Source organism: Chryseobacterium lathyri, assembly GCF_019970085.1.
In the GTDB taxonomy this organism is placed as follows: domain Bacteria; phylum Bacteroidota; class Bacteroidia; order Flavobacteriales; family Weeksellaceae; genus Chryseobacterium; species Chryseobacterium lathyri.
Map to the genome: position 1 here is coordinate 631388 of NZ_JAHXYG010000002.1, position 12331 is coordinate 643718.

11 protein-coding genes are annotated in these 12331 nt (G+C 37.8%); 7 read left to right on the plus strand and 4 right to left on the minus strand.

What is annotated here, in order from left to right:
* The first annotated feature begins 11 nt into the window (after positions 1 to 11).
* Together dacB and LC418_RS08185 are read left to right on the plus strand one after the other, a co-directional pair.
* A complete protein-coding gene (dacB, locus tag LC418_RS08180; protein ID WP_223558716.1) occupies positions 12 to 1481 on the plus strand; it encodes a D-alanyl-D-alanine carboxypeptidase/D-alanyl-D-alanine endopeptidase in 1470 nt (489 codons plus the stop codon).
* A gap of 85 nt (positions 1482 to 1566) precedes the next feature.
* Complete coding sequence (locus tag LC418_RS08185) at positions 1567 to 3495, plus strand: M1 family metallopeptidase (RefSeq protein ID WP_223558717.1); 1929 nt, start codon at positions 1567 to 1569, stop codon at positions 3493 to 3495.
* Between the two features lie 224 nt (positions 3496 to 3719).
* Here the strand turns inward: LC418_RS08185 and LC418_RS08190 are convergent, their stop codons facing one another.
* Complete coding sequence (locus LC418_RS08190; RefSeq protein ID WP_111960433.1) at positions 3720 to 4598, minus strand: cupin-like domain-containing protein; 879 nt, start codon at positions 4596 to 4598, stop codon at positions 3720 to 3722.
* A gap of 160 nt (positions 4599 to 4758) precedes the next feature.
* Between LC418_RS08190 and kbl the strand changes: the two genes are divergently transcribed.
* The 4 genes from kbl (at position 4759) to gldG (ending at position 9158) form a co-directional block, all read left to right on the plus strand.
* The gene (gene kbl, locus LC418_RS08195) at positions 4759 to 5955 is read left to right on the plus strand and encodes a glycine C-acetyltransferase (RefSeq protein WP_223558718.1); all 1197 of its coding nucleotides are present in this window, start codon (positions 4759 to 4761) and stop codon (positions 5953 to 5955) included.
* 190 nt (positions 5956 to 6145) lie between these two features.
* The gene (locus LC418_RS08200; RefSeq protein ID WP_034707934.1) at positions 6146 to 6697 is read left to right on the plus strand and encodes a CopD family protein; all 552 of its coding nucleotides are present in this window, start codon (positions 6146 to 6148) and stop codon (positions 6695 to 6697) included.
* Positions 6698 to 6754: 57 nt separating this feature from the next.
* Entirely contained in the window at positions 6755 to 7483 is a 729-nt protein-coding gene (locus tag LC418_RS08205) for an ABC transporter permease (RefSeq protein WP_223558719.1), read from the plus strand.
* Between the two features lie 4 nt (positions 7484 to 7487).
* Complete coding sequence (gldG, locus tag LC418_RS08210; RefSeq protein WP_223558889.1) at positions 7488 to 9158, plus strand: gliding motility-associated ABC transporter substrate-binding protein GldG; 1671 nt, start codon at positions 7488 to 7490, stop codon at positions 9156 to 9158.
* A 47-nt stretch (positions 9159 to 9205) separates the two neighbouring features.
* On the opposite strand, the gene LC418_RS08215 is transcribed toward gldG, so the two are convergent.
* From LC418_RS08215 to LC418_RS08225, 3 genes are all read right to left on the minus strand, one after another.
* Positions 9206 to 10024, minus strand: coding sequence for a DUF2314 domain-containing protein (locus LC418_RS08215; protein WP_223558720.1), 819 nt, complete (start codon positions 10022 to 10024; stop codon positions 9206 to 9208).
* 145 nt (positions 10025 to 10169) lie between these two features.
* Positions 10170 to 10808 carry a hypothetical protein gene (locus tag LC418_RS08220; RefSeq protein ID WP_223558721.1) on the minus strand — a complete coding sequence of 213 codons (639 nt, stop codon included), beginning with the start codon at positions 10806 to 10808 and terminating at the stop codon, positions 10170 to 10172.
* A gap of 527 nt (positions 10809 to 11335) precedes the next feature.
* Positions 11336 to 11764, minus strand: coding sequence for a DUF4268 domain-containing protein (locus LC418_RS08225; protein ID WP_223558722.1), 429 nt, complete (start codon positions 11762 to 11764; stop codon positions 11336 to 11338).
* Between the two features lie 131 nt (positions 11765 to 11895).
* Between LC418_RS08225 and LC418_RS08230 the strand changes: the two genes are divergently transcribed.
* A complete protein-coding gene (locus LC418_RS08230; RefSeq protein WP_111957926.1) occupies positions 11896 to 12303 on the plus strand; it encodes an RrF2 family transcriptional regulator in 408 nt (135 codons plus the stop codon).
* The last annotated feature ends 28 nt before the right edge of the window (positions 12304 to 12331 follow it).

Sequence of the window (12331 nt, forward strand, 5' to 3'; positions counted from 1 at the left end):
AAAAAAGATACATGGTAAATTACAGAAAATATATTTCAGGTGTAGCGGTATTGGCTTCTGGGTTTTTCCTTGCCCAATCTACCGTTTCTACAGTTCTTTACTCACAGGCATACGACAATCAGAAGAATACTTTGAATCTACCTTCTCCGGTTACCTCAATGGCGGAGAAAACAATTCTGTCGGCCAAAGAGCTTGTAGATATTAATGTAAACACAATGATGACGGATCCTGTGCTGAAAAATGCAAACTGGGGATTCGTAGTGTATGACCCCAAAACGAAGAAGGTCATTTCTTCGTACAATGAAAATACTCCTTTAGTGCCGGCTTCTACCACAAAATTACTCACCACGGAAACAGCATTGAGCCTTTTAGGTGAAAACTACCGTTGGATGACACAGCTGGAATATTCGGGGACTATTGATGAAAACGGAGTTTTGAATGGTAATCTGTATCTCATAGGCAGCGGCGATCCTTCTTTAGGAACCAATAAAGCCGGTGCATGGTCCTACAGAGATATTATTTCAGACTTTATGGGCGGACTTTCACGCGAAGGAATCAGAAAGGTAAACGGTGATATTATCATTCAGACAGCGCTTTTCAAAGGCAATATTACAAGGCTTCCGGAAAATGTTGTATGGCTTGAAAACAATAATTACTATCTGCCCGTAGGAACTACCCGCGAGATCAATCCTGCCAACGAAAAGCTGATCATGAAAAAATCAGGATTGGCTTCTGAGAAAAAGTATTTCTATATGTCGCCTTACGCCAACCAGATGGTGTATGCAGAAAAATATGAGGGAGACGGATTTTTAACAACAAAACTTCCTGATGCTCCGGCTTATCTTGCCAATACTTTCAGAACAACGCTGGTAAAAAGTGGCATTGGTGTTACCGGAAAAGTAACCCCTAGAATGACAGATGCAGCTCCGGAGAGCAGAAAGCTGGTTTCAGCCTATAAATCTCCTACATTAGCGGATATCATATTCTATACGAACCAACACAGCGACAATTCTTTGGCAGAAGCTTTACTGAAGACAGTAGGCTTCCAGAAAATGGGTGACCAGACCTCTGAATCAGGAAGGATAGTGGTAACCAACCACCTGAAGGAGGAAAGTTTTGATATGATGGGTCTGAATTATATGGATGGAAGCGGACTTTCCAGAAACAATAATGTAACGCCAATTTCGCAGGTTAAGTTTTTAACGTCTTTAATGGATGAGAAATACTACAAAGTTTATTTCACTTCACTGCCTGTAGGCGGACAGTCCGGAACGCTGAAAAGGATGTTCATCGGTACCGGAAACGGTCAGGTTTTTGCCAAAACAGGAACTTTGAATAAGGTAAAAACATTGGCAGGATACCTGAAGACCAACTCTGGAAAAACATTAGTATTTTCTTTAATGGTCAACAATTATTCCGGATCAGTAGATATGGTAAAGAAAAGAATGGAAAAGATTCTTGAACCGGCTCTCGATCTCTAAAAAATATTATTTTAATATTCTAAAAACCTTTTAATCAATGATTAGAAGGTTTTTTTTATCTTTGGTCATATCTAATATTCTGAGTATGAGAAAATTTTATCTTCTAATTCTGGGCTTTTTGATCTCCCAGCCGTTCTTTGGACAGATACAGGATCAAAATATTGAAATGAAAGGGCTTATCGCAAAAGAAATGAAATCTTTTACGAAGAAAATGACCACCTACAATATTAACCCCAACACTCTAAATTACGATCTTCAGTATCAAAGGATGAATGTTACTCTGGATCCTGCGGTATATAATATTTCAGGTTCTGTGACCTCACATTTCAAGCCTAATCAGAATATGAGCAGCATTTATTTTGATCTGTCGGATATTCTGGTCGTTTCACAGGTGCAGTATCATGGAAACAGTCTCACTTTCCAGCAGCTTCCGACAAAAGAAGTGAAAATAGATTTTCCGGCTTCAATTCCCGCAAATACTCTGGATTCCTTAACGATTCATTATTCCGGTGCCCCTTCTGCTGCTGGAGGCGCTTTTACAGCATCTACACAGGGCGGAACACCTATTATCTGTACTTTAAGTGAGCCTTATGGTGCGCAGGACTGGTTTCCAACGAAACAAAGCCTTAATGATAAGATCGAAAGATTTGATTTTAAAATTATCACACCTTCTCAATATAATGTTGCAGCCAACGGAAAACTGAAGTCTGAAACAGTGCTTCCGGGAAATCAGAAACTTACTTTCTGGAGAACAGCTTATCCCACATCTGCTTACCTGATTGCCCTTTCCATTACCAATTTCGTCAAACTGAATGATACCATGGGAAATCCGCCGTTTCCATTCGTTAATTATGTTTATCCTTCCACCAATGCAAATGCAACAAGTATGTCTAATATTGAGTGGACGAAAGTGGTTATGAATACTTTTGAAACCTATTTCGGACCTTATCCTTTCCGCAACGAAAAATACGGACATATGGAGTTCACCAATGGAGGCGGAATGGAACATCAGACGATGACGTCTATGGGAAGCTGGAGCAAAGGTCTTATTGCCCATGAGCTTGCTCATCAGTGGTTTGGTGATAAGGTGACCTGTGGCGCCTGGAATGATATCTGGCTGAATGAAGGTTTTGCCACTTTCGGTGCTGTTCTTGCCAACGAAAAATTACTGATGACCAATACTGAGTTTAAGAATTTCCTGCTGGGAGAAATCAATAATATTACTTCTGCTCCTGATGGTTCTACGTATGTCCCGGATTCCGGCCTTTCCAGTGTAAGCAGAATATTCAACAACAGGCTAACCTATGTAAAAGGAGCCTATATTTTAAGAATGATCAAATGGATCCTTGGGGATACGGCCTTTTATCAGGCAGTAAGAGATTATCATGCCAGACCGAATTTGGCCTATAATTATGTGAGAACTGCAGATTTTAATACATCGCTGCTGCAGTCTACAGGAAAAGATTTTACGGGATTTTTTAATGACTGGCTATATGGTGAAGGTTATCCAACCTATACGACAAAATGGAAACAGACCGGAAATCAGATCCTGTTTAAAGTTTCCCAAATCCAAAGCAGCCCTTCAGTGAGCTTTTTTGAAATGCCATTGCCAATTAAGGTGAACGGAACCGGCGGACAGACTGCTTATTTTGTCCTGAATCATACCTCTGATAACCAGTATTTCCTGGAAACAGTTTCTTTCCCTGTAGCCAGTGTTGAATTTAATTATGAATACCAGATCCTGGAGAAAAATTCTACAGTGGCTCAGGATAATACATTAAGCGTATCATCTGTGGAGAAGGAAGATTTTGCACTATATCCGAATCCTGCAAAGAACGAGCTCTATATAAAAGGAATTGATAAGGCTGTTGAGTTTTCTATTCATTCTATGGATGGGAAACTGATCAAAAAAGATGTATATCAACCCGAAAAAGCGGTTAGAATCTCAGACTTGGTTCCGGGCTCTTATATTTTCACTATTCATGAAAAGAATATTAAGTTTTTAAAACAATAGTAAAAAAAGAAACATTCAGGTATTGTTCTACCGGTAGCAGAGAACTGAGTGTTAGCTAAGAATGACTTTAAATATCCAGAAAACCTTCAGCAATGAAGGTTTTTTACATTGGAGAAATTTAAAACATCGGATAAAAAATATACAGAGGGCGTTCAGGGGATAATATGGCATATATAAATTCCATTGTTAAATAATTTTATTGTTAAGAATTATGATAAAGGCTTTCAGATAAGAAAGCTTTTTTGTTTTCTGGCTGCTGTTGCTGCTCTTCTTCTGGCTGTTTTTACTTTGTATTTGAACCATTTTTCTTTAAAGAGTTTTCGCATGATATTGTCAAAGTTTCTTGTAATTACCATATTTTTGAAACCGCGCCATTTTTCCAGAATACTGGACGGGAGTGCTCTTACAGAAACGGAATAGCCTTCAGTTTCATATTGGATGTAATGCCACCAGCCGGAAGGAATATAAAGTGTTTCACCAGGCTGTAGTATAGCTTCATAACCGTCAAGATAGAGTAGAGACGGAAATTCTCTGTAATCCGGATCTTTAATATTCGGTAAGCTGTGAAAATTATAAGGAAGTTTATACATAAGATCCGACTGCTCCCAAGGGAAAAGCCAGATCCTTTTGGTTCCCTGAAATTGTGTGATAAAAACATGTGACATATCTATATCAATGTGATTTCTGGTAATAGAGCCTTCACCTCCGAAGAACATAAAAGGCAGCCATTTCAATATTTTCCCGTTTGTAACATCATTATAAAGAATATCATCCTTAAGTTCGGGCCTGATAGTAAGCAGATTAAATAAAAACAGCCTGTGTTCTGTAGGAGTGCTGCTAATCAGGTCGAGGTATTCAGCGAATGTAGTCTGACCAATTGGGCTGCTGGCCACTTTATCCAGAGATTCCAGCTCACTTCCATAGATATTAACTTTGTGGTCACCTGCTATTTCTTTGAAGTATTCATAATTCCATTTTTTGAAAGCAGGACTTTCAGGATCAATAAAATCCTCCATAATAACAGGAAACCGTGGCTTCATATGGTTATTTATAAAGCTTCCGGAACTTATTTTCTTTACTTTTTGTATCGGGCTCAATCTCATAATCCAGAATTTGTAGACAAATATAATTATTATCCTACTAAATTAGTAGACTAATTGTGTTAAAACTGAAATTGAATTGTTGTTTTGAGAATTAAAACTTATAAAAGCTGATATTTTAACGCCTTTTTATTAAATTAGCACATCTAAAAAATTACTAAAAATGATCTCTGAAAAATATCTTCAGCATTTACAGAACGAACTGCAAAACATTGAAAATGATGGTCTTTATAAAAGAGAAAGAATCATCACTTCCCAGCAGAGTGCGGAAATTGAAGCCAATGGAAAGAAGCTTTTAAACTTCTGTGCGAATAATTACCTGGGTCTGTCAAACAATCCGGAAGTAATGAAAGCTTCCCAGGACATGATAGAATCTCACGGTTATGGAATGTCTTCTGTACGTTTTATCTGCGGAACCCAAGACATCCACAAACAACTGGAGAAGAAAATTGCAGACTTTTTAGGTCTTGAAGATACTATTCTGTATGCCGCATGTTTTGATGCGAACGGTGGTGTTTTTGAGCCATTGTTTACTGAAGAAGATGCTATTATTTCAGATGAGCTGAATCATGCATCCATTATTGATGGGGTACGTCTTTGTAAATCGGCAAGATACCGTTACAAAAACAATAATATGGCTGATCTGGAAGCTCAGCTGATTGCTGCTTCCGAAAAGAATCACCGTTTCAAGATCATTGTTACAGACGGGGTTTTCTCTATGGATGGTATTGTTGCAGACCTGAAAGGGGTATGCGATCTTGCTGATAAATACAATGCGCTTGTAATGGTGGATGATTCCCATGCTACAGGTTTCATCGGGAAAACAGGCCGTGGAACTCACGAAGCCAATGAAGTAATGGGCAGGGTAGATATTATCACTTCTACCTTAGGAAAAGCTTTGGGAGGAGCTCTTGGAGGATTTACTTCGGGTAAAAAAGAAATCATCGATATGCTGAGACAGCGTTCACGTCCATATTTGTTTTCTAATTCATTAGCGCCCGGAATCGTTGGGGCTGCCTTGAAAGTTCTGGATATGATCTCTGAGGATACCTCACTTCGTGACCAGGTAATGGAAAATGCAGAATATTTCAGAAAGGAGATGGTGGCTAAAGGCTTTGATATTCCGGAAGGTGATGCAGCTATCGTTCCGGTGATGCTGTATGATGCGCCTCTTGCCCAGAAAATGGCTGAAAAGCTGATGGATGAAGGCATTTATGTAATCGGATTCTTCTATCCTGTGGTACCGAAAGGAAAAGCAAGGATCAGAGTACAGCTTTCTGCCGCCCACACAAAAGCTCACCTTGATAAAGCGATTGCGGCTTTTGAGAAAGTAGGAAAGGAGCTTGGTGTTACTTCTTAATTAAACATTCAGGATATAGATGCTTCGGCTTTGCTTAGCATGACAATGTTCATTATTACGTTTGATTTTTAGATGAAAATTAAAACAGTTAGTATAAGCGATGTCATGCTGAGTGAAGCCGAAGCATTTTTATAATTATTTCTAACAAATATTTTTGTTATTAACATTATATTTGCCATTATTTTAAAAAATGCTTTATACTATAATCAAAGCACTGCACATTATCTTTATGGTAAGTTATTTTGCGGGAATATTTTATCTCGTAAGAATTTTTGTTTACTACAAGGATACGGATGAATTTGCTGAAGAGAAAAAGAAGATACTTAGAGAACAGTATACATTCATGGCCAGACGACTGTGGAATATCATTACTGTTCCGGCTGGAATTATTATGGCTGTCTGCGGAATTGTCATGATCTTCCTGAATACCGGATTGATGAAAATGCCGTGGTTTCATTTAAAACTGACTTTCCTGATCGGTCTTGCTGTTTATCATTACTGGTGCTGGAAAAAAGTGCTGAAACTGAAAGAACTGAACGGAGAAACTATCGAAACTCCTAATATCAAGCTGAGACAGGCCAATGAAATTGCAACCTTCATTCTGTTTCTGGTCGTGTTTACAGTGATTTTGAAATCTTCAGTTATTGAGTACTGGTGGCAATTAATTGCAGGATTTTTCGTTCTTGTATTTCTGATCATGATGACCGTTAAACTCGTTAATAAGAATAAAAAAAACAAATAATTGTTTAAGTAGAATGCATACACCATACATTCTACTTTTTACATTTTACAAAAAACTATGATTGCAATTTTAAAAAAGGAACTTTGGAGTTACTTTGGAAACTGGAGCGCATGGGTAATCATCGCTGCATTTAGTCTCATAACAGCTCTTTTCCTGTTTTTCTTCGAGAATGATTCTAATATTTTCGACATCGGGATGGCCTCCCTGCAGAGCTATTTCGTATTGGTTCCATGGCTGCTGATGTTTATTATTCCTGCGCTTTCTATGAAAACCTTTGCAGAAGAGCAGCAAACAGGAACGCTGAACTGGCTGTTTTCCCAGCCTTTAAAAGTTTCAGACCTGGTAGCAGGAAAATTTCTTTCGGTATGGATCGTTGGGGTTTTATGCCTTATTCCGTCACTGATCTATCTTTATACGGTATACGTTTTAGGTGTTCCGGTAGGAAATATTGACCTTGGAATGACCTTCGGAAGCTATATTGGATTAATCGTTTTAATTGCTGCTTTCTCTGGAGTAGGTATTCTGGCTTCTTCACTTTCTCAGAACCAGATCATGGCCTATCTGCTGGGAGTTTTCATGTGTTTTATCATGTATTTCGGGATAGAGCAGCTTGCGAGCTACAAACTGTTGGGTGGTGCAGATTTTATCCTTCAGAATATAGGGTTTTATCAGCATTTTCTCGGCTTTACCAGAGGTCTTATAGATCTTAAAGATGTGGCTTATTTTATTCTGATCATTGGTGCTACGTTATTATTGTCCAACCATTTTATCACTAAAAAGAAGTAGCATGATGAAGAAGTTCAATATTAAATCTCCATTAGGAATTTTCTTAATAGCAGTGATACCCTTGGTTATTCTGCTTACATATTCAGGAATCAGATTAGATTTAACCAAAGAAAAAAGATATACGCTTTCGGATAATACGGTAAAGGTACTGGAATCGGTGAAAAAGCCGCTTACGGTAGATGTTTATCTTGAGGGTGATTTTCCGGCAAGCTTTAAGCAGCTTCAGAGCGAAACCAGATTTATGCTGGAAGAGTTCAGAAAAATCAACCCGAAGATCAATTTCAAATTTATTGATCCGATTAAGACAAAAATGTCCCAGGACACATTGATGGCGATGGGAATGCAGCCTTCTGTTCTTCCGGATGTTAAAGACGGAAAGATTTCCCAGATCACCCTTTTTCCATACGCTGTTATAAAATATGATAAAAGAGGGGTTTCTATTCCGCTGGTTGTACAGCAGGCGGGAATAGATGCGGATCAGCAGCTGACAAGATCTATAGAAGGTCTGGAATACAGCCTGGTTTCCAATATCAAGAATATTGCAGCTAATAAAAGAAAGAAGGTAGGAATCCTGGTGAATCATGACGAACTGGGACCTGAAGAGTTCCATAGCTTTATGCAGCTGGCACTGGAAAATTACGATGCAGGACCGGTTATTCCAAAAAACCAGACAGAGCTTACTCAGGAAGATCTTCCTTTGCTGAAACAGATGAGTGCTCTGGTCATTGCAAAGCCGAGAAAAGCATTCACAGATAATGAAAAAGTGATTCTTGACCAGTTTATTATGAATGGCGGGAAAACGCTTTGGATGATCGATGCCGTAAATGCCGAAATGGATACGCTGACAAGGTCTCAAAAGGTAATGCCTTTTCCTGTGGATATCAATATGACGGATTTCTTTTTCAATTACGGGATCAGGATCAATCCGGCTTTGGTGAAGGATGTAAAGAAATTTGCACTCCTGAAACTGGTTACGGGTGAAGTAGGAGGGAACCCACAGTATACAAGCCTGCCGTGGCCCTATTTTCCTTTGGGAATTGCTGAGAATGATAATCCGATCACGAAAAATATCAACCCGGTAAAATTTGAGTTTCCAACTTCCATTGATACTTTGGGAGGAAGAAAAAATATCAAAACAAAAGTACTTTTTGAATCCAGCGAAAGAACACTTCTGAAACAGGTTCCCAACTATGTGGATCTGAAAGAGATTGCCAGTGTAGACAGTCTTGGCCAGATGGAAAAACCAAGCACCCCGAAAATCTTTGCCGTTGCGCTGGAGGGGAAGTTTAATTCTGCCTATGCATCAAGAATTGAACGAAAAGGTTATCCCGGATTTAAAAGTCAAAGCCCTGAAAACAAAATGATCATTATTGCAGACGGAGATGTAGGAAGAAACAAAATGCACAAAGGTGAGCCACTCCCAATGGGAATTGACCGTCTCACCAATCAGGAGTTCGGAAACGAGCAGTTTCTGAGAAATGCACTGGATTATCTTCTGGATGACAGCAACCTGATGGCTCTCCGAAACAGAAATATAGAAGAAAGACTTCTGGACCGAAACCGCATTACGGAAGAAAAAACAAACTGGCAGTGGCTGAATTTATTACTGCCTTTGGTAGTGATCGGCCTGCTGGGAGGATTGTTCTTCTGGCTGAGGAAGAGGAAGTTTGGATAATAAAAGAGAAACCGAAAGGTTTCTCTTTTTTATATGAAATATTTTATTTAACCTTCCAGAACCGGAATAATATGTTCCCACTTCAGCTGTTTCACATAGTCCAGAGCGGTTTTTCCGTTGTTAGATTTTATATTTTTATCTGCACCGGCTCCCAATATAATTTTTACAGAGGTAAGATTTCCGGCGATGGCCTCTCTATGAAGAAGAGTAAGTCCATTTTCATCTTTGTTGGTAAGTTCGTCGGGGTATTCCTGAAGGAACTTTAGGAATTCTCCTTCCATATTTTTACTCATCGGATGCTCTATAAGATTTTCTGGTTTTTCCTTCTGTTCATTCACTACCTCTATATCATTGAAGTCTCCGAAATCAAGCTGCCATGCGTCGTCGTGCTCTTTTCTTTCATCTTCAGGCATATCAGCTCGCATTTTATGAATGGTAAATCCGCCATAGGCTTTTGGTAAAGAATTGGCGGGTGAAGAAAATAGTTTGGAGAGTCCTTTGGGCTTCTTAGCAGCAGGAGTGATGGCAAAAAGCCAGTCGCTAATCTCATTCAGTGGAATCTCAAAATAATCTCCGGCCTGGATATTGGTAAGGTTGTTGGGATTGTTAATCAGGAATCCACTTACCGTATCACCGTCAAAATCAATCTCGTTGATCCACATGTGTTCTACCGTATTTTCTCCTGTTTCAGGATCTTCTTCACTGAATGCTGCCTTTACGCAGGCAAGGTCAAGACCGGGAATAATTCTTCTGTTTTCCCAGGACTGTTCCCGCCAGAAATATTTAAAAGTTTCTCTTGCTCTTTCATATGCTTCGATCATTTTAGGATCCTGTCCATCAGTAAATATAAACGAATTCTCTTCCATTGTGATTGGTAATTGATATAATATTTGATCAGTATGAAGAGTTTAAAAGTATTGTATAGCACTGTTAAACCCGACATTTTTATTTTATTAAAAAATACGAAAAAATGTAAACGGTTGTTTGATTTTTGATGCAATAAAGATTTTATTATTCTTGCTCTACAGGCTCAGGAAGCAGACGTGCGGTCTTATAATAGGCTATATCAGTTGGAATTTTATTCTGCAGATCCTTAAAAGTAGAGTATTCATAATGTTCCCATTCCAGGTCATTATCAGGGTTAGGTGTTTTATCTATAGCAAGTTCAAGTTTTCCGTCTTCCTGATAACTGAACTCTATAGCAGCATATTTTTCGCCGTTTTCATCAGAAGTATACCAGCATTTTGTTGTTCTTTCCGGGATAGGTTTCAATGTTTCAGTGTCCAGGATCTGGGAACAGATAAAATTTTCAGGATCATCGTGATAAAAAACCGTTTTTGAGATCAAAGGCTTTTCATCTACGGTTAATGAATATATTTTGTTGGTGGCAATGATGAAGTCTCCGGCAAATTCCCTCTTTTCAATATCGAAAAGGTCAGATTTCTCTTTCAGATAATTGATAATCTGCTCTTCATCCTCATTGTGACTCATAAAATAATTGATGTTGTATATCTCATCCTCAGCGAGAAACTCAATTTCTTTCAGGGTCTCGGAATCTTTTTCATAATAATATAAATGATAATCGTCCAGTTTCTCAGCTTTTGCTTTTGAAATCACTTCTCCAAAAATGTTTTTATATACTTTTTTCATGGTTAGTAGTTAATATATGTTGTGTTATCAGTGTATTGGTTTTTGCAGTTTTTAATCCTTATTATATTGATGATAAATAATTTAAAATTTATTGATGCAGATTTATAGTACTGCATTTTCAGGGCCATTTTTTATATTCCGTAATGTTTCTTATAATTTCACAATTTCTTTATTCATATACCAGGAGGGCACAAGGAAGCGGTCAGAATGAGCTTGCTTATTGTTAGGGTTTGGGTAAGATAAAAATGCCTGTATCATCTGAGTTTTTTTCACAGGCATGCGAATGGTCTTTGAGCTTGAAATTCTCATCTCTGTATTCTGTTTTCATGGGTTAGTTTTTGTAAGTGCAAATATATTTAAAATCAGAGAATTACAGAATTATATCTGGGCTTTTATAATAAGAATTTTTTGTTAAGAAATTGCGAACAGCAGATGCAAAAAAATTGTATTGAGCTATAGCAAATATTCTTATCAATAATACAAAACTATTTATATGAGGATGATTAGTATCGGCATTATGTCTGAACTTAAACATCCTTTATAAAATCCTCATATTCATAATAAAACCTTTCAAAACCATCCATTTTTTCCCGGAAAAATTCGAAAGTTTCCTGCCATGTATTTTTATTGAATATAGAAACGTTATGTTTTTCAACCCAGATTTTGCTGATCACTTTTCCGTTATCAAGGGTAAAATGCTCTTCCTTTTGAAAGTCGCCTATAAAATCTTTCAGGATGTCTTCCAGAGACCATATCTTTTCATAATAAGCATTCCGGAAGATCTCGTCTTTCATTTCTATATCCAATGAAACTGCTGCTTTTTTGTTGTCGGCATAAAACTTAAATGACAAATCCTTGATCTTGGTATCATACAAAATCCATTTTCTTGGAAAAGATTTTCCAAAAGCTGTCCAAAACTCCTTTTTTAACTGTTGTGCTTCTTGCTTACTGAACATATGAGCAAACTTAAGAATTTAATAGGAAAGGAACAACGTTATGAAAGTTAATGTATCAATTAGAGAAATTAACTTTTACGATCATCATTCTCCATTTATCTAATTCAAACTATTTTCTTATTTTTGCTGTAATGCTTTCAAAAAAATCCCAATATGCTTTTAAAGCGCTTTCATACCTTGTAGAAAAAAGGAATGATGGCCCGGTCCTTATTTCCGAAATTGCGGAACATAAGAAGATCCCTTTGAAGTTTTTAGAAAATATTCTGCTGGAATTGAAAAAAGCGGATATCCTTGACAGTAAAAAAGGAAAAGGAGGAGGGTACTTTTTAAAAGGAAATCCTGAAAATGTAAAACTGGCAAAGATCATCCGTCTCGTAAACGGGCCTATTGCCATGCTGCCGTGCGTCAGCTTAAATTTCTATGAAAAATGTGAAGACTGCAATGAAGAGCATTGCGGACTGCATGATGTACTTATAGAAGTCCGGGATGCCTCTCTGAATATTCTTGAGAAAAAAACTTTGATGGATCTGGTTGACTAACCCGGTCCTTTTTTTGAATAATTAGTCT

Coding starts and splice junctions, on each gene's coding strand:
- dacB (WP_223558716.1), top strand. CDS start 12: ATGGTAAATTACAGAAAATATATTTCAGGTGTAGCGGTATTGGCTTCT.
- LC418_RS08185 (WP_223558717.1), top strand. CDS start 1,567: ATGAGAAAATTTTATCTTCTAATTCTGGGCTTTTTGATCTCCCAGCCG.
- LC418_RS08190 (WP_111960433.1), bottom strand. CDS start 4,598: ATGAGATTGAGCCCGATACAAAAAGTAAAGAAAATAAGTTCCGGAAGC.
- kbl (WP_223558718.1), top strand. CDS start 4,759: ATGATCTCTGAAAAATATCTTCAGCATTTACAGAACGAACTGCAAAAC.
- LC418_RS08200 (WP_034707934.1), top strand. CDS start 6,146: ATGCTTTATACTATAATCAAAGCACTGCACATTATCTTTATGGTAAGT.
- LC418_RS08205 (WP_223558719.1), top strand. CDS start 6,755: ATGATTGCAATTTTAAAAAAGGAACTTTGGAGTTACTTTGGAAACTGG.
- gldG (WP_223558889.1), top strand. CDS start 7,488: ATGAAGAAGTTCAATATTAAATCTCCATTAGGAATTTTCTTAATAGCA.
- LC418_RS08215 (WP_223558720.1), bottom strand. CDS start 10,024: ATGGAAGAGAATTCGTTTATATTTACTGATGGACAGGATCCTAAAATG.
- LC418_RS08220 (WP_223558721.1), bottom strand. CDS start 10,808: ATGAAAAAAGTATATAAAAACATTTTTGGAGAAGTGATTTCAAAAGCA.
- LC418_RS08225 (WP_223558722.1), bottom strand. CDS start 11,764: ATGTTCAGTAAGCAAGAAGCACAACAGTTAAAAAAGGAGTTTTGGACA.
- LC418_RS08230 (WP_111957926.1), top strand. CDS start 11,896: ATGCTTTCAAAAAAATCCCAATATGCTTTTAAAGCGCTTTCATACCTT.